A 26250-nucleotide genomic window follows, 5' to 3' on the forward strand; every position below is an offset into this window, starting at 1 on the left:
CTGTAGAAATAGAATAGAAGACATTGCAGGCAACAAAATAAAGCACCAATGCCGCCAATTCATATAACAAAAAAGTTTTATTACCAAAACAATTGCTACCTTTGCTCTTGCAAACAGAATACTAATAGAAAATGAAAACAACAGCAAACCATAAAAGCACCGAGAATCATGAACAAAAAAATTGACTTTAACGACATCCCTAAGAATTATTTATACTGTACCCACAGCAAATGTCCGCGCCGCAATCAATGCCTACGCTATCAAGCTACGCTCTGTATACCGCAAAACGTTCCTGATTTCCGGACAGTTAATCCCAACCACATAATAGGAAACGAGAATAACTGTAGCTTTTTCAATCCATACTGCACTTCACGCTTTGCTTGCGGAATAGACCATATATTGGACAACATACCATATTCTACAGCTGTCACCATCCGCAAAGAATTATATTCTTTGATGGGGCGCAGTATGTTTTATCGCATCCGCAACAAAGAACGGATGCTACATCCAGAAGAACAAAGGCAAATTGCCGCTGTCTTTCTAAAACATGGTATCGAAAACAAACCTGAATTCGACAAATATATCGATTTATTCGATTGGTAAGGCTTTTATCAGAAATGCTATAAGGTTGCCGTTTCCAGGCATTCTGACAATGGGTAATTCTCACGCCTATGAGAAAAAATACTCATACTAATGGGAATATTTTCTCATAGGTATGAGTATTTTTTCTCATAGGCGTGAGTATAGTTGAGAATTTAACCGGCCTTCTCTATAAGTTCCAATATCATTCGTGCAAACTCTTGAACAATCTTAAGATTCTCTGATTGACTCACAACGTCCTCCTCATGAGTATCCAGCGCAAGATCTTCTTGCAATCGAAACATTTCCTCTTTTCCACATGTTATCAGTTGATCTTTTTTACACATATTCCAGGGAACGAAAGTCTTGCAGATAAAAAGTTCCATGCCGGACACCATCATAGCCGACCCGAGCGAGATACCATCCGGACTAGTGTACCACACAGGATTCAGTAAATCTTTCATTTCTTCTTCACTCAAGAATAAATGATCGGCATTATAGTGCATGGCAGTGTTCGTTTTAAAATATCTTTTTATCAAATCCTCTCCGGTGAGTTCCAATCCCATCCGCAGAGCATATCTGCTAAAAAAATGAGGTGGATAAAAAGTCACACCGGGGAGAGAGCCTTCTTTAGCCGGTAAATCGTATCGATAAACATACTTACCATGATCTGTTTCTCTGACGCAAACAAGAAAGCTATCAACATACTGTTTCAAACGTCGCTTACTCTTGGCGAAGAATATCAAAATCCATTTGTTCTTCCTGGGTGAAGTGACTGTAGAGAAAAGAAACATCGGAAATTTGCTTTGCCTGCGGAAATATTTTAGAGCATCCAGCATTTTTTTTCGCATGATTATGCTCACGTCCATGTAGTCCTTTGCTACCTCATTCGCCAATTCCTCGTAGGACATTTGTGAAGTTATCATATTTTCTTTTTTAATGTTTTAAATCACTCGATAATGAGAACTGGCGAAACTGATACCAAAGCATCGTTCCGGCAATCATACTTGCTATCAGGTCGGAAATCGGCATACTGATCCAAACTCCTAGTTGTCCGTAAAAGTGTGGAAGGATCAGCAGACAAGGTATCAGAATTAGAACCTGACGGGAGACAGACAAGAATATAGCCTTGCTTGCCATACCTATACTCTGAAAAAAGTTGGAAGTCACCATCTGAAAACCGACAATGGGAAAGAACATGACCACAATACGCAGTCCTTTAGCAGAAATACGAACCAGTTCTTCATCTGTGGTGAAAATAGAAACTGCCAAATCAGGTATCAGCATCCCCATCAAGAAACCGATAGTAGTGATAAGGGTGGCTACATAAATCGTAATTTTCAAGACTTTCGTCACACGGGAATATTGCCTGGCACCATAGTTATACCCGGCAATAGGCTGCATACCCTGATTCAATCCCATTACAATCATGACAAAAAGGAACACCAGGCGGTTGACAATTCCGAAAGCTCCAATAGCTAAATCACCTCCATACTGTTTCAGTCCCTTATTAATCAAAATCACGATAAAACAAGCTGCCAGATTCATCAGAAATGGTGCCATACCAATGGCCAAAGAGTCAAACACTATTTTCTTCTTTAACCGGAAAATTCCTTTATGGAAATGCAACAGTTCTTCTTTATTAGAGAATAGCTTGAACTGCCACGCCAATGCGATAACCTGTGCAGTAATGGTAGCGATTGCCGCTCCTTGTATTCCCCAACCGAAGCCATAAATAAAAACAGGGTCGAGTATCGTGTTAATCACAACCGTAGCAATCGTGGCATACATCGCCTTCTGCGGATGTCCCGCCGAACGAAGTACGGCATTCAGACCTAAATAAAGGTGGGTGACAACATTACCCAGTAAGATAACGACCATATAATCGCGGGCATAACCTACCGTAGCATCACTACCACCGAAGAAATAAAGAATAGGGTCGAGAAACAACAATGTGACGACTGTAAAGGCAAGCCCGATGATAATATTCAATACCAGTACATTGCCAAGTACCCGCTGTGCGGTATCGTAATCTTTCTGTCCCAATTTCACCGAAACCAATGTAGCCGCACCTACACCGACCAGAGAGCCGAAAGCCGCGGCAAGATTCATTAGCGGAAAGGTTAATGCTAACCCGGAGATAGCCATCGCCCCTACTCCGTGACCAATGAAAATACTATCTACCATATTATAAAGAGAAGACGCCGTCATGGCGATAATTGCCGGAATGGCATACTGCATTAAAAGCTTTCCAATCTTTTCCGTACCCAACGCAGTGGGTGTCTTTTGTCCTGTCATACCTATTAGTTTGAGGGTGCAAAGATACAAAAAAGAGACGGATTACAGGATATATGAGAAAAGTTTCGTATTTTTGCCCACAAAATTGAGTTAATACGTAACGAAATGAATATATTAGAACTAAGTGAACAGGAAATTATTCGACGTAACAGTCTGAATGAGCTTCGTGCAATGGGTATTGATCCATACCCTGCAGCAGAGTATGTAACCAATGCTTTCTCTACAGATATTAAAGCTGAATTTAAAGACGACGAAGAACCACGCCAGGTTTCCGTAGCCGGCCGTATCATGAGCCGCCGCGTGATGGGTAAAGCATCTTTCGTTGAATTGCAGGACTCTAAAGGTCGCATCCAGGTGTACATCACCCGGGATGATATCTGTCCGGGAGAAGACAAGGAACTGTACAACGCTGTATTCAAACGCCTGCTCGACTTAGGTGACTTTATCGGTATCGAAGGTTTCGTGTTCCGCACACAAATGGGTGAAATCAGTATCCATGCAAAGAAACTGACTGTACTTGCAAAGTCTATCAAACCGTTGCCAATCGTTAAGTACAAAGACGGAGTAGCTTACGACTCTTTTGAAGATCCCGAACTCCGTTATCGCCAACGCTATGTTGACCTGGTAGTAAACGACGGCATCAAAGAAACATTCCTGAAACGCGCCACTGTAGTGAAAACTTTGCGCAATGTCTTGGATGAGGCTGGCTACACGGAAGTGGAAACTCCTATCCTGCAATCTATTGCCGGTGGAGCCAGCGCACGCCCGTTCATCACTCACCATAACTCACTGGATATGGACCTTTACCTGCGCATCGCAACGGAGCTTTATCTGAAGCGACTGATCGTAGGTGGTTTTGAAGGTGTATATGAAATAGGTAAGAACTTCCGTAACGAGGGTATGGATAAAACTCACAATCCGGAATTTACCTGTATGGAACTTTATGTTCAGTACAAGGATTACAACTGGATGATGAATTTCACCGAAAAACTGCTGGAACGTATCTGTATCGCTGTAAACGGCTGTACGGAAAGCGTTGTTGACGGAAAAACGATCAGTTTCAAAGCTCCTTACCGCCGCCTGCCTATCCTGGATGCTATCAAAGAAAAGACAGGATACGACCTGAACGGCAAGAGCGAAGAAGAAATCCGCCAAGTTTGCAAGGAACTGAAAATGGAGGAAATCGACGAGACAATGGGTAAAGGCAAGCTGATTGATGAAATCTTCGGAGAATTCTGTGAAGGTACGTATATCCAGCCGACTTTTATCACCGATTATCCGGTTGAAATGTCTCCGCTGACCAAGATGCACCGTTCTAAACCGGGACTGACCGAACGTTTCGAATTAATGGTGAACGGTAAAGAGCTGGCTAATGCTTACTCGGAATTGAATGACCCGTTGGATCAGGAAGAACGTTTCAAAGAGCAGATGCGTTTGGCCGACAAGGGAGATGACGAGGCGATGATTATCGATCAGGACTTCTTGCGGGCTTTACAATATGGTATGCCTCCTACATCGGGTATCGGTATCGGTATCGACCGCCTAGTGATGTTAATGACCGGACAGACCACTATTCAGGAAGTATTATTCTTCCCGCAAATGCGTCCGGAAAAAGTAGTGAAAAAAGACGCTGCCGCCAAATATATGGAATTGGGAATCGCAGAAGACTGGGTTCCGGTGATCCAAAAAGCCGGTTACAACACTGTAGCTGACATGAAAGATGTCAATCCGCAGAAGTTGCACCAGGACATCTGCGGCATTAACAAGAAATATAAATTAGAACTGACCAATCCGTCGGTAAACGACGTAACTGAGTGGATACAGAAAATTTAATAAGTTCTTCATCCAAATCCATACAAATGAAATTACCCGGCAAGATAGCGATAATGGGCGGAGGAAGTTGGGCTACAGCCATCGCAAAGATGTGTCTGGCCCAGGAAGACTCAATCAATTGGTATATGCGGCGAGACGACCGCATTGCCGATTTTAAACGATTAGGGCACAATCCGGCTTATCTGACAGGAGTGAAATTCGATACAAAACGCATCACGTTCAGTTCCAACATCAACGATGTGGTGAAAGAATCGGATACGCTGATCTTCGTCACTCCTTCTCCTTATCTGAAGGCACATCTGAAAAAGCTGAAAACCAAGATTAAAGATAAGTTTATCATCACCGCTATCAAAGGAATCGTACCCGATGACAACGTTATTGTATCGGAATACTTCACAAAAGAATATGGTGTACCACCAGAAAATATAGCAGTCCTTGCAGGTCCCTGCCACGCAGAAGAGGTGGCCTTGGAACGCCTCTCCTACCTGACTATCGCCTGCCCTGACAAAGACAAAGCACGTATCTTCGCACGTCGTCTGGGAAGCAGCTTCATCAAAACATCAGTCAGTGATGACGTAGCGGGTATCGAATACAGTTCGGTACTCAAAAACGTATATGCCATCGCTGCCGGTATCTGTAGCGGCCTGAAATATGGCGACAACTTCCAGGCTGTATTGATCTCCAACGCCATTCAGGAGATGAACCGTTTCTTAAATACGGTGCATCCGTTGAACAGAAACGTGGATGAATCTGTTTATCTGGGGGATTTATTGGTGACCGGTTACTCCAACTTCAGCCGTAACCGAACTTTCGGAACGATGATAGGTAAAGGGTATTCCGTGAAGAGTGCGCAAATTGAAATGGAAATGATTGCGGAAGGTTACTATGGTACGAAATGTATCAAAGAAATCAATAAGCATCATCATGTCAATATGCCGATACTGGACGCAGTGTACAACATTCTGTACGAACGTATCTCACCAATGATCGAGATTAAATTGCTGACTGACTCTTTTAGATAATCTTTAAACAAGAACGATATGATTAGTTTAAACATTGAAAAGACATTTGGATTCATCTCCAAAGAAAAGGTTTTTGCTTACGAAGCTGAAGTAAAAGCCGCACAGGAAATGCTTGAAAAAGGTACAGGCAAAGGTAACGACTTTTTAGGATGGTTGCATTTGCCTTCTTCTATCACTAAAGAACACCTGGCCGACCTGAACGCTACTGCAAAAGTATTAAGAGACAATTGCGAAGTAGTAGTCGTAGCCGGTATCGGTGGTAGCTATCTGGGTGCCCGTGCCGTCATCGAAGCTTTGTCTAACAGCTTCACCTGGTTGCAGGAAAAGAAAACAGCTCCTGTCATGATCTATGCAGGACACAATATCAGCGAAGATTATCTGTATGAACTGGCTGAATATCTGAAAGACAAGAAATTCGGTGTCATCAATATCTCTAAATCAGGAACTACTACTGAAACAGCTCTCGCTTTCCGCTTGCTGAAAAAACAATGTGAAGATCAGCGCGGCAAAGAAACAGCAAAGAAAGTAATCGTTGCTGTGACGGATGCCAAGAAAGGTGCCGCACGCGTTACAGCCGACAAGGAAGGATACAAAACATTCATCATCCCCGATAACGTAGGCGGACGCTTCTCTGTATTGACTCCGGTTGGTTTGCTGCCGATTGCTGTTGCCGGATTCGATATCGAAAAACTGGTTGCCGGTGCTGCCGACATGGAAAAAGCATGTGGCTCGGACGTTGCATTTGCCGAAAACCCTGCCGCTATCTACGCTGCTACCCGTAACGAACTGTACAGAAACGGAAAGAAGATCGAAATCCTCGTTAACTTCTGCCCAAAATTGCACTATGTAAGCGAATGGTGGAAACAGCTTTACGGAGAATCTGAAGGAAAAGACAATAAAGGTATCTTCCCTGCATCAGTAGATTTCTCAACAGACCTCCACTCAATGGGTCAATGGATTCAGGAAGGCGAACGTTCTATCTTTGAAACGGTGATTTCAGTAGAGAAGGTTAACCACAAACTGGAAGTTCCTTCTGACGAAGCGAATCTGGACGGTTTGAATTTCTTAGCCGGCAAACGTGTGGATGAAGTGAACAAGATGGCCGAATTGGGCACACAGCTGGCTCACGTAGACGGTGGCGTACCTAATATGCGTATCGTACTTCCGGAATTAAGCGAATACAATATCGGTGGTCTGCTCTATTTCTTCGAAAAGGCTTGCGGTATCAGCGGTTACTTGCTGGGCGTGAATCCATTCAACCAACCGGGTGTGGAAGCATACAAAAAGAATATGTTTGCGTTGCTTGACAAACCGGGGTATGAAGAAGAATCTAAAGCAATCCGTGCAAAACTGTAATTAAGAACGTTTTTATAAACGGTAAACTATAAACAATGAACGGTGAACAACTATGCTATATGCATGGATTTGTTCACCGTTCATTATTATATTCTATTGGTTGCAGTTTCCGATTGCACCGTTTATTATCCGTTGTACCGTTTACAGCGCACCATTTTTACTTTTCATCTTCGACTTTCGTCTTTAAGCCGATTTCTTCCTGTGCTCCTTCACATTCGGCTTTGGAAGAAAGATAGAACTCTAATTTTACATCGCCGTTCTTATCTACTTGTTTGATAGTCGCAATCACCATAATTTTAGCTTTTGCCACACCATCCTTAAAACGAAGCTGTCCTTTTTCTACATCTGTCAGGTTTCCCTCTGTAGATACTTCTGTTTTCTCATAAAAGAGTTTAGTATCCACTTCACCATCATTCTCAAGTTTAAAAGTTTTCAGTTCTGCCCCATTTCCATCCAAAAGCAGAAAGGCTTTCACTTTGTCTCCCTCCTTCAAGGCCGGAAGCTCATCCCTCTGATTTGCATAATCTTTTTCACCGGAACCGGAACTTTCACTATCCGATTCGACCTTTGCATAAAGCTTTTCTATCTTGATAACAGGACTTTCCCCGCTATCAGAACAGGCGCCTAAAAACAATGGTAGCAACAATAATACTCTCTTTTTCATGCTATCGTCGAGTTTATAACGTTACAAAAATACACATATTCTTCTAAACAACAAATAATTATACAAGTAATACGCCGCAATTCAGTAGTGCCGAACAGTCTACACGACAAGAGTTGGCAGTACATACCACATGGCAAGTAATCACTAAACTATCTTCCCGTTCTAACTTATCTCTCGTTTTTTATCGTTATCTTTGCCTCGTATACAACTGTAGATTAAGCGAATCAAACTAAAAAGAACAAATAAAATGACAGGAAATTTATTAAAGAAATCCAGTGGATTCATATTATTATGTAGCATATCATTGCTAATGCTCGTAATGACCGGTTGCCAGGAAGCCAAACTCAAGACAGTGATCGGAGTAGCCAACAAACAGTGTCCGATAGACATGGGAGCAGTCGGTACGATCACCAGCATCATCTACGACGGGAATAACGTAGTGTACACGCTGAACATGAACGAAGAGATTACCAATATAAAGATATTGAAAGACAATCCGGAAAGCATGAAATCATCTATCACAATGATGTTTCAAAATCCGGCAGCAGATGTAAAAGAGATGCTCAAGTTGATGGCAAAATGCAATTCCGGATTACACATGATATTTGTAGGGAATAAGTCGGGCGAACAAGCGGTTTGCGAACTTACCGCTGAAGAGCTGAAAGAAGTGATTAATACAAATGCCGACCCGGCACAAAGCGGACAAACAAAGCTTGAAGCGCAACTGAAAATGGCGAACCTGCAATTCCCGATGCAAGCCAGCGAAGAAGTCATTGTCGAAAAAATCGAGGTCATAGGCGAATCGGTTGTTTATATATGCAGTGTGGACGAAGAATTGTGTCCCATCAGCCAGATTGAAGAAAACGCAGCAGAAGTGAAAGAGGGTATTGTATCAACACTGGCAAGTCAGACCGATCCGGCCACCCAGATATTCATCAAAACCTGCGTAGATAACAATAAAAGCATAGCTTACAGATATATCGGCAAGGAATCCGGTCAGCAATACGATGTGATTATTCCTCTGTCTGATCTGAAGAAAATGCTTATAGAAAAATAAAATATCATCTTAAAAAGATTCTGCAACGTACCAAAGTATGAAAAAGAAACTGAAAGCCGTCCTGTTTGACATGGACGGCGTACTTTTTGACTCTATGCCCTATCATTCGGAAGCCTGGCATACAGTAATGAAATCTCACGGACTCACTCTTAGCCGCGAAGAAGCATATATGCACGAAGGACGGACAGGAGCCTCCACTATTAATATTGTTTTCCAACGTGAACTGGGCAGAGAAGCTACCCAGGAAGAAATAGAAAGTATCTATCAGGAGAAAAGTGTTTTGTTCAATTCGTATCCCGAAGCAAAACGTATGCCCGGTGCATGGGAGTTGCTACAAAAAGTGAAAAAGGATGGACTGGTTCCGATGGTGGTCACTGGTTCCGGCCAACTATCCCTGCTCGAACGGTTGGAACACAACTATCCGGGAATGTTTCGTAAAGAATTGATGGTTACAGCGTTCGATGTAAAATATGGTAAGCCCAATCCCGAACCGTATCTGATGGCATTGAAAAAAGGCGGACTTAAAGCTGATGAAGCCATCGTAGTAGAAAATGCCCCGTTAGGAGTGGAAGCCGGACACAATGCGGGTATCTTTACAATAGCCGTAAATACAGGTCCTTTGGACGGACAAGTATTGCTGGATGCCGGAGCCGATCTGCTACTGCCATCCATGCAAGCACTAAGCGACCATTGGGATACGCTGTTTGAAAAGAACACCTAAAAGCTGAAAAGATAATTTATTCTTCAAAACAGGAGAAAAACATTGAAAAGCAAGAATATAAATCGTATTTTTACGGGAGTTTAATTCACTTAGATTCCATCTAAGCCAACGCAGATTCTACTATGCAAAAGTTATTATCCTTACCACCCAATTTGATCCATTGCTTCCACGAACTGGAAGAAGTCAACCATACCGATTGGTTTTGTACATCAGACCCCATAGGGAGCAAACTAGGCTCCGGCGGCGGAACGACGTGGTTACTGCAGGCCTGCCATCAGGCATTCGCGCCGCAAGAATCTTTCAGCAACTGGATAGGAAATGAAAAAAGAATATTGCTCCATGCAGGCGGACAAAGCCGTCGCCTGCCCAGCTACGGACCTTCCGGCAAAATATTGACTCCAATCCCTATCTTCAGTTGGGAAAGAGGGCAAAAACTGGGACAGAATCTATTATCATTGCAGCTCCCACTCTATGAAAGGATTATGAATCAGGCTCCGGCCGGTCTGAATACGCTGATCGCAAGCGGAGATGTATATATCCGTTCGGAAAAGCCACTTCAAGATATTCCGAATGCAGACGTAGTATGCTACGGCTTATGGGTGAATCCTTCATTGGCAACCCATCATGGTGTATTTGTTTCCGACCGGAAAAAGCCGGAGGTTCTCGACTTCATGTTACAGAAACCTTCTCTTGAAGAGTTGGAAGGATTATCGAAAACTCATCTTTTCCTGATGGACATCGGTATCTGGATTTTGAGTGACCGCGCCATCGAAGTATTGATGAAACGGTCATTAAAAGAAGGAACCAATGATATTAATTATTATGACTTATACTCGGACTACGGCTTGGCTTTGGGAGAGCATCCCAAAACGGAAGATGAAGAAATCAATCAGTTATCCGTAGCCATATTACCTTTGCCCGGTGGAGAATTCTATCATTATGGCACAAGCCATGAACTGATTTCTTCTACTTTAGCCATACAAGACAAGGTACGCGATCAAAGAAGGATCATGCACCGGAAAGTAAAACCGAATCCGGCTATCTTTATCCAGAACTCTATCACACAAGTTTCCCTTTCTGCAGACAATGCTAACTTATGGATTGAGAATAGTCATGTGGGAAAAGGCTGGAAACTGGGTTCCCGCCAAATAATAACAGGAGTTCCCGAAAACCAATGGAACATCAACCTGCCGGATGGAGTCTGCATCGACATTATCCCTATTGGCGACAATGACTTTGTTGCACGTCCGTATGGATTGGATGATGTGTTCAAAGGAGCGTTGGACAAATCAACGACTACCTATCTAAATATTCCTTTTACCCACTGGATGGAAGAAAGAGGAATCATCTGGGAGGATATAAAAGGACGCACCGATGATTTACAATCAGCATCTATCTTCCCCAAAGTAACTTCTGTTGAAGATTTAGGCATATTAGTGCGCTGGATGACATCGGAACCCCAACTGGAAGAAGGGAAAAAACTTTGGCTGAAAGCAGAGAAACTTTCTGCCGACGAAATCTCGGCAGGCGCCAACCTCAAGCGTCTTTATGAACAGCGCAACGCTTTCCGTAAAGAGAACTGGAAAGGACTGGCGGCTAATTATGAAAAAAGCGTATTCTATCAACTTGACTTACTGGATGCCGCAAACGAATTTGTACATTTCAATTTGGATACTCCCGATATCCTGCAAGAAGATGCCGCACCCATGCTACGGATACACAACCGAATGCTTCGCGCACGCATCATGAAACTACGTGAAGACAAAGATTGCGCAAAAGAAGAACAGGCAGCCTTCCAACTACTTCGCGACGGTTTATTGGGAGTGATGAACGAACGTAAAAGTCATCCCATACTCAATGTTTATTCCGATCAGATTGTATGGGGCCGCAGCCCTGTACGTATTGATGTGGCAGGAGGATGGACGGACACTCCTCCTTACTCTCTTTATTCAGGAGGGAGTGTTGTCAATCTTGCCATCGAACTGAACGGTCAACCGCCACTACAAGTATATGTGAAACCTTGCAAGGAATATCAGATTACCCTTCGTTCCATCGACATGGGCGCAATGGAAGTGATACGAAATTACGAGGAACTGCAAGATTACAAAAAGGTGGGTTCTCCATTTTCCATCCCGAAAGCCGCCCTTACGTTGGCAGGCTTCGCACCGGTGTTCTCTACAGAATCCTATCCTTCTTTAGCCAAACAGCTGGAAGCCTTCGGTTCAGGAATCGAAATTACCCTGTTGGCTGCTATTCCTGCCGGCTCGGGTTTAGGCACCAGTTCTATCCTGGCCTCCACCGTGCTCGGAGCAATCAATGATTTCTGCGGACTGGCTTGGGATAAGAATGATATATGTAGTTACACATTAGTACTGGAACAATTACTGACCACAGGAGGAGGCTGGCAGGATCAATATGGAGGTGTCTTCTCCGGCATTAAGCTGCTGCAATCCGAAGCTGGTTTCGAACAGAATCCATTAGTACGCTGGTTGCCCGACCAACTCTTTGTTCATCCCGACTACCGCGACTGCCATCTGTTATATTATACAGGAATTACCCGTACTGCCAAAAGTATTCTGGCGGAAATCGTCAGTTCCATGTTCCTCAATTCCGGACCGCACCTAAGTTTGCTGACCGAAATGAAAGCCCATGCAATGGATATGAGTGAAGCTATTTTGCGCAGCAATTTCGATAGTTTCGGTCGTTTGGTCGGCAAAACCTGGATACAAAACCAAGCATTAGATTGCGGAACCAATCCTCCGGCAGTAGCAGCCATTATCGAGAAAATCAAAGATTACACCCTGGGATACAAACTCCCCGGCGCAGGCGGCGGCGGTTATTTATATATGGTAGCCAAAGACCCTCAAGCAGCCGGACAAATCCGACGGATACTGACAGAACAAGCTCCCAACCCACGTGCCCGTTTTGTAGAAATGACTCTTTCTGACAAAGGACTTCAGGTTTCAAGAAGCTAAAGAAGAGGCATTGTCAGATTACCGGTCAATCTCATCCGGAGCCACAAAAAAACAAGCTTGGACAAATTCAAACGAAATGTCCAAGCTTCAATTTTTCAATGCCATAATGATCTGTTTTACATGTTGAGACTTGAAATAACTGTAAAGTAAATCACAATAATGATAAAACCAATAGCTCCAATAATCAGCGCTACACTAGCCCATTTCTTTTTTCTAGCTTCTTCCATTCTAATTTATATTTATGGGATTAATATAATTTATCGTCAGATATCTACTTCCGGAAAGCTATAAATACACTATATCAACATCATTTTTTTACTTCTTCATCGTTACAAAGTTAGTATTTTCCACGAGTATTTAATCACCTAAAACAACTTTTCATTCTCTTTAGATTAATTTATACAACTACAAATAACGACATGGAACACAAGATTTTATCTATTACTGTTTTTATATCATGTGAAAATTGTACATTTGCATAATTGACAATTTTGATTAAACACATTCAGACTAGGAAAAAGAATCAAAAACCAATAAAAATACAAAGATGAAATTACTTAAATTATTATCCGTTGTTTTGTTGTTTGCCTGCAATGACGACTCCAAAGACACTCCGACTACCGGAGAGCCCAAACAAATTGTTGTAGAAATGGACGCTGCTGCCTCCAATATGACAGATGTTTCCGGCACATATACATTGGAAGCCAATAAAGAATACTGTGTTCGGGAAGATGGAAAATACAAAATATTATTAGTAAAAAGCGTCTATATAGATAAAGAAGGAAAAGAGAAGGATATTCTTACTTACGGTATTCTTGACGTAGCAAAGAACGAATATCACTATTATACAGAAAAAATTGATGTAGCCAAAAGATTGGAAAGAAACTGGAATTTCTATGATGATAACAACCCGGATAACGCTGACAAGCAGCTAGTTTGCACTTCCCATCCGAAAGAAGAATAAATAGATAATAAAAAAACCGCAATTACTCTCTCTGCCAGTAATTGCGGTTTTCATCTGTGACCCCGGTGCGATTCAAACGCACGACCTTCAGAACCGGAATCTGACGCTCTATTCACTAAGCTACGGGGCCATTCTTTCTAAATGCGAGGACAAAAGTATAAAAAATCTTCTCATCTTCCTAATGATTCTTCTTTTTTTATAGTTCTTAAGGTACTTCCCCATGTTAGAACACTGTTATTTTGAAATGCTTTAGAGCATTTACTTTATCAAATTGACAATCTTTTAGAGAATATCCATTACATATATCAATTTTATTCCTATCTTTGCCGACAATTAACATTTAACAGACCTATGAGTTACTTGATAAAACCAAAGAACTATAAGCCATTACTCGACCTCAAACAGACCGAGCTGGGAATCAAGCAAATAAAAGAGTTCTTCCAATTAAACTTGTCATCCGAACTACGCCTTAGACGTGTGACTGCCCCCCTTTTCGTATTGAAAGGAATGGGTATCAATGACGATTTGAACGGAATAGAACGCCCCGTTTCTTTCCCTATTAAAGATCTGGGCGATGCACAAGCCGAAGTGGTTCATTCATTGGCTAAATGGAAAAGGTTAACCTTAGCTGACTATCATATCGAACCCGGATATGGTATTTATACGGATATGAATGCAATCCGTTCAGACGAAGAACTGGGCAACCTGCATTCTCTCTACGTAGACCAATGGGACTGGGAACGTGTCATCACCAATGAAGACCGGAACGTAAACTTCTTGAAAGAGATCGTCAACCGTATCTACGCGGCTATGATCCGTACAGAATATATGGTATACGAAATGTATCCGCAAATCAAGCCGTGCCTGCCACAAAAGCTACATTTCATCCATTCAGAGGAATTACGCCAACTTTATCCGAATCTGGAACCCAAATGCCGCGAACACGCCATCTGCCAGAAATACGGGGCTGTGTTTATCATAGGGATAGGCTGCAAACTTAGCGACGGCAAGAAGCACGACGGACGCGCACCGGACTATGACGACTACACGAGCAAAGGATTGAACAACTTGCCCGGACTAAACGGTGACCTCCTTCTGTGGGACAATGTATTGCAACGCTCCATCGAATTGTCATCTATGGGAATCCGCGTTGACAAAGAAGCCTTGCAACTTCAGTTGAAAGAAGAAAAAGAAGAAAAAAGACTGGAACTCTATTTCCACAAGCGATTGATGAATGACACCCTTCCACTATCCATCGGAGGAGGTATCGGACAATCCCGCTTGTGTATGTTCTACCTTCGCAAAGCTCACATCGGAGAAATACAAGCCAGCATCTGGCCTGAAGATATGCGCAAAGAATGTGAAGAACTTGATATACACCTTATATAACAAACTATGAACGTACAGATTGAAGAAAGCTGGAAAGCACATTTAAAACCCGAATTCGACAAAGACTATTTTCGCACACTGACCGATTTCGTCAAAAGTGAATATAGCCAGTATCAGATCTTCCCTCCGGGAAAACTGATCTTCAATGCTTTCAACCTTTGTCCTTTCGACAAAGTGAAAGTTGTAATTATAGGACAAGATCCTTACCATGGACCGGGACAAGCACATGGTCTCTGTTTCTCTGTAAACGATGGAGTGCCTTTTCCCCCTTCATTAGTGAACATATTCAAAGAAATCAAAGCCGACATCGGTTCAGATGCCCCGACCACGGGAAACCTGACTCGCTGGGCAGAACAAGGAGTATTATTACTCAACGCAACTCTGACCGTACGTGCCCACCAGGCAGGTTCACATCAGAATCGTGGCTGGGAAGCATTTACCGATGCTGCAATCCGTTCCCTGGCAGAAGAAAAAGAAAACCTGGTATTTATCTTATGGGGATCATACGCTCAAAAGAAAGGAGCGTTTATCGACCGCAATAAACATCTGGTACTCACTTCCGCCCATCCTTCTCCTCTTTCAGCTTACAACGGCTTCTTCGGAAATAAACATTTCAGCCGTACAAACGATTACCTGAAAGCACATGGAAAAACAGAAATCGCATGGTAGATAGATAATAAACAACGAACGAAAAGCAATGAGCGGTGAACAATATATGCATTAAGATTGCATAAGTTGTTCACCGCTCATCGTTTTCCGTTTATAGTTTATTGCGTTTACCGCTTTATTAATACCACTGAATATTACTTTGCGTCTGGCTTCTCTGCTCATACTTCAAGTCTTGCAGGATGCTTGCATTCGCACGGATTGTAACATTGTAATATTTCCAGCGTCCGAAAGGAGAAAGACTGGCGGACAAGTTGAAACAGTGCAAGTCACGGGAGATTGTACAAGAAGTCTGCGTAATCTCTTTTGCCTGAAAATCATAGCCGGAGTTGAACGAGAGCGACCAGTTGTTAGAAATCTTTATATTTCCGTTTGCATTGATGTTATGCGTATAAGTATAAGGGTATCGCATGGAATAGCGATTAATAGGTTTGGACCTATCTTCACGAATATTAAACGAATAACTAAGGCTCAACGACCAAGGCATCTTAAACACCTGATAGCCATCCGAGTCAGCTTGTGCTTTCTCCACTTTCTTAGGCGTAGTGCCATCTCCTTCCGTTCCGTCAGATTCTTCATCCTCTCCATCCTCTGACTTATTCTTATTCTTCACGTTTTCATCTTCTTCTTTCGGACCGAACCATTTCTTCCATGTATCATTATTAAAGGTATAGTTGAAAGAAGAACCATATCCCTGAAAGCGTCCGAAACGTCCATACGACCATTCTGTACGATTACTGGTCACTACATTACCGCTTTTATCGAATGTATAGGCATACGTAGCAAACGATGCATTCATGTTGAAAGTATAATTCTTCGTCAGTTTCAAACGGAGGTTCATACTTAAATCACTCCAAGGTCTCTCTTTGGCAGCCATATTATAGGACATGCTCGCTCCCAATTCATCAATCAGACTGACTTTTTTAAGCGTATCTTTTTTGGCGTCGTAATACTTCATCTCCAAGTTATTTGAAATAGAGAAGCTGACTGTTCCCGATCCTTCACGCGAAGGCACTCCATAAGGTTGCCCCGTAAAAGGAGAATAATATTGCGTATTGCCATTATAATCTGTATATTCCTCCCAGTACTTGCTGAATCCCGGAGCACCGCTAAGACTTACCTGCGGAGTGAATACGTGACGAATCTGTATCTCTTTCTTTTTAGCGAAAAGAGGTTTGTACATACCATACAGTTTCGTACTCAAGCTCAAACTTGCCGAATAATTGGAAACCCGGTAGAAACCATTCAATGTATCACCCGGCAATGCTTCCAATTTATGGTCTACCTCATTGTATTGCTGATTGATCTTACGAGTATACCAACGCTCTGTATAATTGACCGAAGGAGAAACCTGCAAATATTTAAACAGTGTAAAAGTAGCACTGATAGGAATATTATGATTCATCGCATTTTCCCATTCGCTTAGTCCGGCTTTAAACAGACGGTCGTCTTTGGTACGGATACTGTTTGTCAGACGTCCCGTATAGCTAATGGAAATCTTTTCATACCAGCGTTCAGCTCCTGCCGCTTTCTTGCGTTTGAAGGGGAACAGACGGCTTAATGTAATATTCAAGTCAGGCAAAGTGACCGCAATAGAAGAGTCACGCATTGTCTGTGCGATATTGGTAGTTCCGGATAAGGTCAGACCGATATCAGGGAAGCTACGAGAATAACTGATACTTGATGTTTTGGTATTTTGAGTCAACAACTGCGAATTATAAAGGTTGTTGATATTGGAACGTTCGTAACTACTGGTTGAGAAGTTCACACTAGCGGAGAATGTACTGTTCGGACTGGCTTTAGCGTCCTGGCGATGATTCCATACTACCTTAAAGTCCTTAGCAACTGCATAGTCCGGCATCCCTTTATCTCCTGTCTTGGTGACCTGATAGTCTGCTTGCAGCGTACCGGAATATTTATAACGTTTATTATAGTTTGTCAATCCGGACAGTCTCCATGAACCTTTCGTGAAGATATCTCCCGTCATCTTCAAGTCCATGATATCACTGATGGCAAAGTAGTATCCTCCTTCTGCCAAACCGAAACCACGGCTGGAGTCGTCCATATAAGTCGGCATAATGAAACCGGAAGAGTAACTGCTGGAGAATGGGAAGAAGAAGAACGGCACAGCCAACGGCAGAGGCACATCTTCCACTACCAGATAGGCAGGTCCTGTCACCACATTCTTTTTGGGACGCACTTTAGCTCTTGTCAGCTGCATATAAAAGTGAGGATGATCATGATGATCGCAGGTTGTATAACGCCCATGCTCCATGAATATTTCATCATTAGCCCCTTTCTTCGCCTTGCTTCCGGTCACATATCCTTCTCCCTGCTGGGTGACGATATCAGTAATTCCCGCTTTCTTGGTTTTGAAGTTATATCGGATTGTTTCCGTATCATACGAAGTATCACCTTCTTTAAATACCGGTTTACCTTTTTCCACTCCGGTAGTATCCTTGATACCATAAGCATGCACAGTACTACTATCCAGATTCATCGAAATAACTTCCGCAGCCAGTTCGATGTTCTGATAATTAACTTTTCCGCTACCATAAAGTGTAGCGGCTCCTCCCAAAGTAAAGACAGTGGAGTCGTTAGATTCATAAACAACCGGTGCATCGAGTGGTTGTTTCTTCTTTACCGGTGCGATGGAATCAATGCGTACCGTTACCGTATCTGCTTTCAACGAATCATTTCCCTGAAGGGAATCCGTTTGTGCGGTATTGGAGGCAATCATTCCTCTTCTTCGACGTTGAGACGTAGCCTCATCGGGAAGCATCAGCAAGACAATCAGCAGTATGAATGATATAAGTATTTTTGCTTTCAATGGCGCCATTAACTAATAGTTTACGCTTGAAGTGGCAAAAGTACACAATCTTCACCAAATATGAGTTAGAATCTTCGTTATTTAATTATTTTTTAGTGCTATAAAAAGAGAGAACACCATCTATCAAAGCGGCTTAGACCTTCTTCACCATATTTTGCAATACTTTGCCGCGCTTTCTCCACTGTTTTCTCTTCATCCAGATGGGTTTTAGAAAAGAATTTATCCGCAAAGCAAATCAATTGCTCTTCCAGGGTGATGGGCAGCATCTCCCGATGAGGAACGGGAAGTTGCTGGGCAATGATATCTTCCAACGAAAGTCCGGCTCCCGTATGACGTTCACACACCAATGCGTGTTGAGGGAAACCTTCCGCCCGCAAGATTTCAGCTCCCAAATATCCGTGAGCGATATAAGGATGAGTGCCAAAGCACTGAATGGTTGGAGCGTCCGTCTGAAAAATACCAATATCATGCAACAGAGCGGCTTCTTTCACAAAACTCCGGTTTAAACGCAATTCGGGATGAGCATCCAGCATTTTCATTGCTTTTCCGGACACGGCCAGACTATGTATTACTAAGATTTGTCTCTGCTGCGTATTCTCCGGATAATATTTATCAATGATTTCGTATGGATTCATGTGCTTTATTTTTTGCTCTCTTGACGAGAAATTAATATTTTTGTGCAATATTACAAAAAAATTACCGATATGCAAACTCGAGCTTCCTTCATTCTTATATTTTTGTTCATTATGTTGTTGCCAATGCGTGTAAACAGTCAAATTGTCACGGGAGCAGAACAGATGGATCAATATCTGCCGTTGCTGAAAGGAAAACGCATCGGAATGGTGGTCAATCATACTTCTGTTGTGGGAAGAAAGCAGGTTCATCTTCTCGATGCCTTATTAAAAAGAGATGTCCGGGTAGTCAAGGTATTTGCTCCCGAACATGGTTTCCGTGGTAACGCAGATGCAGGTGAAACAGTGAAAGACGGAAAAGATTCCCGCACCGACATTCCTATCGTATCGCTTTATGGTGACAACAAAAAGCCGTCTGCTACCCAACTAAAAGATGTCGATGTAATCGTATTCGACATTCAGGATGTAGGAGCACGCTTTTATACCTATATAAGCACAATGTATTATGTGATGGAAGCTTGCGCAGAGAACAAGAAAGAAATGATTGTACTGGATCGCCCCAATCCGTGCGATTATGTGGATGGTCCGATACTCAAACCTGCCTACCGGAGTTTTGTCGGTATGTTACCCCTTCCGGTTCTCCACGGATGTACCATCGGCGAACTGGCACAGATGATAAACGGGGAAGGATGGATTGCCAACAAGAAAAATCCTTGTTCATTAAAGGTAATTCCAATGACCGGATGGAAACACGGGGAACCTTATTCACTTCCCATCAAACCGTCGCCCAACCTCCCGAACGACCAGTCTATCCGATTGTACGCCTCACTCTGTCCTTTTGAAGCCACCCGCGTCAGCGTGGGACGGGGAACAACTTTCCCTTTCCAGGTATTAGGCGCACCTAATAAGAAATACGGAAGTTTCACTTTTACTCCCCGCTCCTTACCCGGGTTTGACAAAAATCCAATGCACAAAGGTATCACCTGTTATGGGGAAGATCTCCGGAATGTAACCGATGTGAATGGATTTACGCTTCGCTACTTCTTGAACTTTTATCGCTTATCCGGTGAAAACGCAGCCTTCTTCTCCCGTGCCCGATGGTTTGATTTGCTGATGGGAACTGACAGCGTACGCAAAGCTATCCTCAAAGGAGAGTCGGAAGAGGCTATCCGGAATAGTTGGCAAAAGGAATTACAGGATTACAAGGAGATCAGAAAAAAATATCTTCTCTATGAGTAAAAAAACTAGTATCATACTCTCATTCATTTTCATAAACCACTTATAATTAAAAGAATAAGTATGATAGATAACTATTATTTCCGGCATTTATCATACTTAGACCATCAAAAACGAGGTATCTATCATACTTGATTATTCCACGCTCTCTCCTGAAGTCTCATTTTTTTCCCGTTCATCACCAACTTGCAATGCACTTTTTGCATTAAGTGGAGATATAACAGGGCGTTTTAGCTGACTTTCCAATTGCTTACGAGCAACTCTTGCCACATTTCCTCCATCTTTTGCCACTTCGGCATTTTCAGCAAAACCGGATGGGTTTCTCTCTTTGGACAAATCCGTAGTAGCCGTTTCAGCAAGCATATTAAGGATCAGTTCAGTGTTCGTCATATTGTCACGGAGATTTTCTTTCTTCAATCCTTTAAACTGCTTATATTCTTTTGCCGACTTTTCAGCCCATGTCTGATAAATTATATCCGTTAATGCAGCAAACTGAACGCCCTCTTGCATCCCATTTCTTTTCCATTCGTCAGTTAGTTCCTTCCGTACTTCAATTGATTTCAATCGTTGATTAATCCAATTATCCGAGTAACCTAAAGATTTATATTCCATCATCGCCCGATTTATAGTTAGTTCAGGGTCCTGCATTTCATCCAGACGCTCTTTGGCGACTTGAGCCATCCACATCTTAAAGGGTTCCGCTTTGGGTGAGGGAATAGACTGAATTAGACGGAAAAGCTGTTGGGTTGTAGCTACATCTGTCTTATACAGTTTGCCGTCGGAAGAGGGTAATTTCAGTTGTCCGATTTCTTCGGACAACTGACTTCCCTCTGTTTTCAACTTCTTTTTTAAATCCCCCCAATACTTACGAGGACGCTCACTGTCTGTTAATACTTCAATCACATCCACAATGGAAAAATACCATTCCTCCTTTTGGTCATCCCAAACAGCACGGATCTTTTTATCTTCAAACACTTTTATAGCATCTTTTTTAGTCATAGCATTATATATATGATGTAAATAATTAATAAATAACAAATTCTATTCTACCTCCAAAGGTACAACATGATAATACGTACCATACGTTTTCCGTTTAGATTTCACTCCGAGCCGCTGCAAGATACGCCCGAAATAAGACGCCTGCCTGGCGGAAAACGTCATCTTACTCGCTTTCTGAATCCGCCGCAGAATATCAATAGCCAGTAGCCATTCTCCTTCTTCCTCTTCTTCCGCCCTACGATAATAAACCATAAATAACTGTTCGATGACAGGAGATTGTTCAAACTCACGGTTGTTTTCCGTCATGATAGCCTCTTCTTCGGAGTCAAACCAATAACGTTCGTTGTGATAAAGCAACTCCAACGCCTGTGCATAAAGCTGTTCATAATCAATAGGACGCGACACATCTATAGCTCCCGTCATGTAAATACCAATGAAACGACGGCTACCGGAAGTATCCGTCAACAAATCCCGATGATTGCTCGTGGCAATGAACGATGCATACCGGCGAAGCTCTTCCACTGCCGAAGCATTCGGACGACGTGTGTTCACCACCGGCTTTTGCAGAATATGTTTCAGAAAAGCCTGCTGGGTAGGACTAATCTGATCGAATTCATCCATATTAATAAGCAGAAAGTGATTCAGATACAACTCCGCGTCCCGTTTCCGACTGAAATCAATGCTATCCGTATAATGCAGCGGAGAAAAGTACTGACAATGCTTCATAATTTTCATATCCGGGTGCCATTCGCCGCAAAGGAGAATCGAATTCCCCGGAAGAGTATACCTCAACGCTTCCCTCATCTTTGAGACGGGCTGCGCCTTGACTTCCGTTTTCATCTGCTCCAGAAGGAGCTCCATTTTCAACGTCCGTAAGGTATTTACCTTGCCATCGTCTCTGACTAATGTTATTTTCATCTTTTTTTATTATTCTTTCTTGTAAAAAGGAAAGCTTCGCTACAGCTATACAAAAGTACAACAAACACTTCGCCCGAACAAATTTTCCTGTCTTTATTTGCCACGTCACATGGCTTTATTTTATAGAAATAATGCTTACTAAATTTGCAAATGAAGGCTGGATAATGTACCTTTGCGGGCAGTAAGACTTCAGCCCGCATAAGTGTGCCGTACAGCCCACGTATGCGGGCTGAAGAGTTTACATTCGTGGGCTGTAGAGCCCACAAATGTGTGCCCAAGAAAAGCCACTGATTCCAGTTGATTATCCAGGTTGCAATTGTAGGTTATCTTGCTGCAAAACAATCATTAAAATGCCTTTTAAAAGGCGTTTTAGCCACATTAACCCATAATAGAAAAGACATGTACGCAAAGTATGATTTTCGCAAAAAACCGTCTTCGAAAGAAGACGAAGACGAACAGCCGTTGTATCCCCGCATCGTATCGAACGGAACCATCGACTTTCAACAAATTGTAAAAGAGATCGCTCAAGCTTCCAGCTTTACGCCGGCAGATATTGAAGGAGTCCAGCTGGCTATTGAAAATAAAATATCCGAATATTTAGTCAGCGGGCATCACGTTCAGTTGGGAAACCTTGGATATTTTTCAGCCAAGTTAAAAGCACGTCCGGTGATGGATGCCAAAGAGATACATGCACAGTCCATTTATTTCGATAATGTAAATTTTCGTCCATCATCTTCTTTCCGAAAGAAGGTTCGCGGATTTGTGGAAAAAGCGAAGTTGGGATTTGCACATTCCGCCGAAGTTCCGGTGGAAGAACGTCGCCGCAGGTTGGAGAAGTTTCTGGATGAACGACCGATGATACGACGCAAGGAGTATACGCAACTGACGGGACTACTGAAGAATAAAGCGCTGAATGAATTGAACGGTTGGGTGAAAGAAGGGGTACTAGACACCATTGGAAGCGGCAGCCACAAAATTTATGTGCGAGCCAACACAAAGAAGGAGTAAACAGCAAAAAAACAGTGAAACGGGAATGATAGATACCCATATTTCATAAAGAAAGTATGATAGATACCGGATTTTAAAAGCGTCTATCATACTTATTCATCAGTAAATTAGCATATTAATAAAAAATGAGAGTTATAAAAGTGATAATAGTTGTTTTAAGGTAAGCTTTTATTTATCGAGATAGCTCTTCATTGTTTCAAATTAATCACTACTTTTGTATTGATGCAAATAAAAGATTTATCACATAATGAATTGGAGAACGCACAATCGGATTTGCAAATAATCAATCATACTGAATTATGAAGAAAGTAGAGCGTATATTGATTTATGTATTGGCTATAGGAACAATTATTTGTTTAGGATTATACTTTGCACCCATCAAGATTTACTTAATGCCGATAAATGCATGGGAACGTCAGATTTGGTCAGGGCCTACTTCCACACAAAAAGAGGAAAATTTTGTAGTCTATAATCATTTATTCAAAAGCAAGCAAACACTCATTGACAGTATCATTGCTTTCCATGACCGGACAATCCGATTGGATTCGATTAAAAAATATCCAGACGGCTATTGCCGCAGCTTTTTCAAAAGGAGCACCGTTCTTGATAAATACTATCGGGAAGAGCCAAATGGCTCGGATATCATATTCGATCATATGGACAAACAGATTCTGGCAGTTGAATGGCGAATTACAGGAGATACGGTCTGCGCAAATTTCTTTGGCAAAAATTATAAAGTTCTTATTACAGATACTGCCACAATATCAATATATAGCTTATCCCAATTAGTCAACGAAAAACAGAAATAAAAAACATGATGATGAAAAAATGAACCTTTTAAGTTTATTGTTCATAGCAAGCGCTATTGTGGGTTGCCATAATACAACAACAAAAAACACGACAACTGATGCTTCTTCAAACGAAGAAACACAAGAAGCCGTAAAAACAAACAATGAAACGTTAAGGCTTACTACAATGAAATTGACGGATAAAAAATGGCTGGAGCTAAAGTCCGGGTATGACAAATTAACTAAGGCTCAAAATGAAATCATGGATGGAGAGTATTACGAAGGTAGTCTGTATATAAACTTATCCGGAATAGCAACACCTGATGATGTTTCTTTGGGAGGAATGATTGTATATTATAAATTGAAAGAGCAAAACTATCGTTTTTTACCGGACAATGAGTATGCGGAACGCATTAAATATGTTTTCGGGATTGACCTGAACGCCCCTGATGCTTTAGACAAGAAAAAATTAAAAAGTCATGAAAACTACATTGTAGCCCTAAACCCAAACCCTGATATGGACAGCAAAGACAACATACAAGAGAAAGAATTCTATCCATATAGGAATCATCTGTATTTTTTCAAAAAGTTCAATATATGTGTTATGCAAATGCCTTCTGCCCTATTACTGGAGATAGATAAAAATACAGACAAAGATCATATTAACGTTTATAAAAACGCTTTTGATTATCATTGGAATAATTATATACTAAATGACAATAAGGCCAGCCTAGCCTGGTTGGTAAGCAATGGAAAAGAAATGGAAGTGAAAGATTTGCTATTCTGCTTTGGCTATGATAAGGACGCTAAGCTGAATAAACTGATACTGGACAGCATCTCCAATAATGCAAATGACGGGTATTCCATTGAAAGTCTGGAGCAGGTCTTTGCAGGAAGAGATTTAAACGGCAAGTTACAGATTCATGAGAACTTACTAAAGTTTATACAAGAAAATCCGACCAATGATTATGTCAAAATGCTTGATATATATGGGAATTATTGTTTAGGAGAAAAAACGGATTGCAAATTTACAAGAGATGAAAGTTTTAAGATTGCCGCATATATTACTTATTATCTGAAACTGATAGATTTAGAAAACGACAAACGTTCAGGTAGTGACGAGTATCTTATAATCAATGATATGTTGTTTCGAATAATTGGAGCACTAGAAGATAAAGAAGGAAACCAAAGGGATGATGAAGGAGAGGACTCCAAGTTTCTAAAAGAGATAATAAAGAATGATTACTATAACCTGCCGAATTTTAAAGAAATAGTATATGGTTTAGTGAACGATTACAGAAATATCGGCTATTCATCTGAAGCAGTCGACTAACCTAGTAAATATACCAAAATAAAAACTAAATGAATATCGAAGAATTTAGAGAATATTGCCTGTCTTTTAAGGGAGTCCATGAGAAGATGCCGTTTCCCAATGTGCCCGACAAATATAGCCGTGACGTTCTATGCTTTTATGTAGCGGACAAATGGTTCTGTTTCGTTAATATTGAGATTTTCGATTTTTGTTGCATCAAATGTAATCCTGATGAATCCGGAGAACTGCAAACTGAATATGCTGGTATAAAACCAGGCTGGCACATGAATAAAAAATATTGGATCAGTGTTTATTTCAATCAAGACGTACCTGATGAGAAAATCAAAGAGCTTGTAAGCAACTCCTACGATATTGTAGTTAAAAGTTTGACAAAGAAAGAACGGGAAATGCTATAAATAAAGGAAGGATTCAAAAACCTCCCAAACGTAAATCCTGTACTCTGTTGTCTTTCCAAAAAACAGTGAAATTATAATTTACACCACTATTCCGGTAAAACACAATCTCCCAACTATCACTATATAGTACAGCCGGCACGATCGTATAGGGATAAAATTCGTCCTGCCAGGATCCGTATATTTTTCTTTATGTTTCTGCTGACTTTTGCTGAACAGTATGCTATCTAGTTGTTCTGCCATAGGTACCCAGTTCTGCAATAACACCTGTAATTCCAATAATTGCCTGGAAAACGGAGCAGAAGCGTCCCCTTCTATCAGAACAAGAGTTTCTACCGAGTAAAAAGGCAATTGCACTGCACCACTCCAAAGATAACATTTATCTCGCCACCAATCACAAACCTTACAGGTAAAGATGCCCAAACCTTCCACTTTATACTCTCTCTTAGTTCCAAACAACTCGTTTATCAGTGTCTTGAATACTTTCATTACTTTTCCCATCGTTTTCTTTTTTTTAGTATGCACTAACAATGTTACTATGATTTCTGGAATCTTACCGCTTGCTATGTGGGTGGGTGTTTGTGTGCATA

The 26250-nt window shown here is 41.7% G+C and carries 21 protein-coding genes, 1 tRNA gene and 2 pseudogenes; 15 read left to right on the forward strand and 9 right to left on the reverse strand.

Translation table 11 applies throughout. From position 1 onward, the window contains the following. Window positions 1-168 precede the first annotated feature (168 nt). On the forward strand, window positions 169-603 hold the full coding sequence (locus tag GD631_RS21815) for a DUF6078 family protein (RefSeq protein WP_143257802.1): 435 nt from the start codon (window positions 169-171) through the stop codon (window positions 601-603). Between the two features lie 152 nt (window positions 604-755). Here GD631_RS21815 and GD631_RS21820 read toward each other — a convergent pair whose 3' ends face one another. Together GD631_RS21820 and GD631_RS21825 are read right to left on the reverse strand one after the other, a co-directional pair. Next, complete coding sequence (locus tag GD631_RS21820; RefSeq protein ID WP_143257801.1) at window positions 756-1505, reverse strand: hypothetical protein; 750 nt, start codon at window positions 1503-1505, stop codon at window positions 756-758. Between the two features lie 10 nt (window positions 1506-1515). Further along, window positions 1516-2877 carry an MATE family efflux transporter gene (locus GD631_RS21825; protein WP_143257800.1) on the reverse strand — a complete coding sequence of 454 codons (1362 nt, stop codon included), beginning with the start codon at window positions 2875-2877 and terminating at the stop codon, window positions 1516-1518. Between the two features lie 105 nt (window positions 2878-2982). Between GD631_RS21825 and lysS the strand changes: the two genes are divergently transcribed. Genes lysS through GD631_RS21840 form a run of 3 tightly spaced genes read left to right on the forward strand, consistent with a single transcriptional unit; the run spans window position 2983 to window position 7088 of the window. Then, the gene (lysS, locus tag GD631_RS21830) at window positions 2983-4710 is read left to right on the forward strand and encodes a lysine--tRNA ligase (protein WP_143257799.1); all 1728 of its coding nucleotides are present in this window, start codon (window positions 2983-2985) and stop codon (window positions 4708-4710) included. 26 nt (window positions 4711-4736) lie between these two features. After that, a complete protein-coding gene (locus tag GD631_RS21835) occupies window positions 4737-5732 on the forward strand; it encodes an NAD(P)H-dependent glycerol-3-phosphate dehydrogenase (protein WP_143257986.1) in 996 nt (331 codons plus the stop codon). A gap of 18 nt (window positions 5733-5750) precedes the next feature. Then, entirely contained in the window at window positions 5751-7088 is a 1338-nt protein-coding gene (locus GD631_RS21840) for a glucose-6-phosphate isomerase (protein WP_143257798.1), read from the forward strand. A gap of 157 nt (window positions 7089-7245) precedes the next feature. On the opposite strand, the gene GD631_RS21845 is transcribed toward GD631_RS21840, so the two are convergent. Next, window positions 7246-7752, reverse strand: coding sequence for a DUF5035 domain-containing protein (locus GD631_RS21845; RefSeq protein ID WP_143257797.1), 507 nt, complete (start codon window positions 7750-7752; stop codon window positions 7246-7248). Window positions 7753-7999: 247 nt separating this feature from the next. Between GD631_RS21845 and GD631_RS21850 the strand changes: the two genes are divergently transcribed. The 4 genes from GD631_RS21850 to GD631_RS21865 all read left to right on the forward strand — a co-directional run bounded on the left by GD631_RS21850 (window position 8000) and on the right by GD631_RS21865 (window position 13469). Continuing rightward, on the forward strand, window positions 8000-8809 hold the full coding sequence (locus GD631_RS21850) for a hypothetical protein (RefSeq protein ID WP_008024965.1): 810 nt from the start codon (window positions 8000-8002) through the stop codon (window positions 8807-8809). Window positions 8810-8846: 37 nt separating this feature from the next. Then, window positions 8847-9530, forward strand: a complete 684-nt coding sequence (locus tag GD631_RS21855) for an inorganic diphosphatase (protein ID WP_143257796.1) — start codon at window positions 8847-8849, stop codon at window positions 9528-9530. Window positions 9531-9652: 122 nt separating this feature from the next. Further along, a complete protein-coding gene (locus GD631_RS21860) occupies window positions 9653-12505 on the forward strand; it encodes a bifunctional fucokinase/fucose-1-phosphate guanylyltransferase (RefSeq protein WP_143257795.1) in 2853 nt (950 codons plus the stop codon). A 547-nt stretch (window positions 12506-13052) separates the two neighbouring features. Next, a complete protein-coding gene (locus tag GD631_RS21865) occupies window positions 13053-13469 on the forward strand; it encodes a hypothetical protein (RefSeq protein WP_143257794.1) in 417 nt (138 codons plus the stop codon). Window positions 13470-13526: 57 nt separating this feature from the next. Here the strand turns inward: GD631_RS21865 and GD631_RS21870 are convergent. Further along, window positions 13527-13599: transfer RNA gene (locus GD631_RS21870), tRNA-Arg, on the reverse strand. Between the two features lie 221 nt (window positions 13600-13820). On the opposite strand from GD631_RS21870, the gene asnA reads away from it, so the two are divergent. Together asnA and ung are read left to right on the forward strand one after the other, a co-directional pair. Next, a complete protein-coding gene (gene asnA, locus GD631_RS21875; RefSeq protein WP_143257793.1) occupies window positions 13821-14858 on the forward strand; it encodes an aspartate--ammonia ligase in 1038 nt (345 codons plus the stop codon). Window positions 14859-14864: 6 nt separating this feature from the next. After that, entirely contained in the window at window positions 14865-15527 is a 663-nt protein-coding gene (gene ung, locus GD631_RS21880) for a uracil-DNA glycosylase (RefSeq protein WP_143257792.1), read from the forward strand. Window positions 15528-15645: 118 nt separating this feature from the next. Here the strand turns inward: ung and GD631_RS21885 are convergent, their stop codons facing one another. Both GD631_RS21885 and GD631_RS21890 read right to left on the reverse strand, forming a co-directional pair. Further along, window positions 15646-18363, reverse strand: coding sequence for a putative LPS assembly protein LptD (locus GD631_RS21885; protein ID WP_143257791.1), 2718 nt, complete (start codon window positions 18361-18363; stop codon window positions 15646-15648). Between the two features lie 89 nt (window positions 18364-18452). Further along, on the reverse strand, window positions 18453-18989 hold the full coding sequence (locus GD631_RS21890) for an HDIG domain-containing metalloprotein (RefSeq protein WP_004312347.1): 537 nt from the start codon (window positions 18987-18989) through the stop codon (window positions 18453-18455). 69 nt (window positions 18990-19058) lie between these two features. Here GD631_RS21890 and GD631_RS21895 point away from each other — a divergent pair, with 69 nt between their 5' ends. Continuing rightward, on the forward strand, window positions 19059-20225 hold the full coding sequence (locus tag GD631_RS21895; RefSeq protein ID WP_143257790.1) for an exo-beta-N-acetylmuramidase NamZ family protein: 1167 nt from the start codon (window positions 19059-19061) through the stop codon (window positions 20223-20225). Between the two features lie 132 nt (window positions 20226-20357). On the opposite strand, the gene GD631_RS21900 is transcribed toward GD631_RS21895, so the two are convergent. Beyond that, window positions 20358-21221: a BRO-N domain-containing protein gene (locus GD631_RS21900; protein ID WP_008641043.1), complete on the reverse strand. Its 864-nt coding sequence runs from the start codon at window positions 21219-21221 to the stop codon at window positions 20358-20360. 42 nt (window positions 21222-21263) lie between these two features. After that, a pseudogene (locus tag GD631_RS21905) lies at window positions 21264-21917 on the reverse strand (DUF3874 domain-containing protein); the annotation flags it as partial. Window positions 21918-22538: 621 nt separating this feature from the next. Here GD631_RS21905 and GD631_RS21910 point away from each other — a divergent pair. The 4 genes from GD631_RS21910 to GD631_RS21925 all read left to right on the forward strand — a co-directional run bounded on the left by GD631_RS21910 (window position 22539) and on the right by GD631_RS21925 (window position 25663). Further along, the gene (locus GD631_RS21910) at window positions 22539-23147 is read left to right on the forward strand and encodes an HU family DNA-binding protein (protein WP_143257789.1); all 609 of its coding nucleotides are present in this window, start codon (window positions 22539-22541) and stop codon (window positions 23145-23147) included. A 299-nt stretch (window positions 23148-23446) separates the two neighbouring features. Further along, a complete protein-coding gene (locus GD631_RS21915; protein WP_143257788.1) occupies window positions 23447-23956 on the forward strand; it encodes a hypothetical protein in 510 nt (169 codons plus the stop codon). A gap of 19 nt (window positions 23957-23975) precedes the next feature. After that, window positions 23976-25268, forward strand: coding sequence for a hypothetical protein (locus tag GD631_RS21920; protein WP_143257787.1), 1293 nt, complete (start codon window positions 23976-23978; stop codon window positions 25266-25268). A 29-nt stretch (window positions 25269-25297) separates the two neighbouring features. After that, entirely contained in the window at window positions 25298-25663 is a 366-nt protein-coding gene (locus GD631_RS21925) for an MmcQ/YjbR family DNA-binding protein (protein WP_143257786.1), read from the forward strand. Between the two features lie 13 nt (window positions 25664-25676). Here the strand turns inward: GD631_RS21925 and GD631_RS21930 are convergent. Then, window positions 25677-26161: pseudogene (locus tag GD631_RS21930) on the reverse strand (hypothetical protein). Between the last annotated feature and the right edge of the window lie 89 nt (window positions 26162-26250).

The sequence above is a fragment of the Bacteroides luhongzhouii genome (genome assembly GCF_009193295.2).
GTDB lineage: Bacteria > Bacteroidota > Bacteroidia > Bacteroidales > Bacteroidaceae > Bacteroides > Bacteroides luhongzhouii.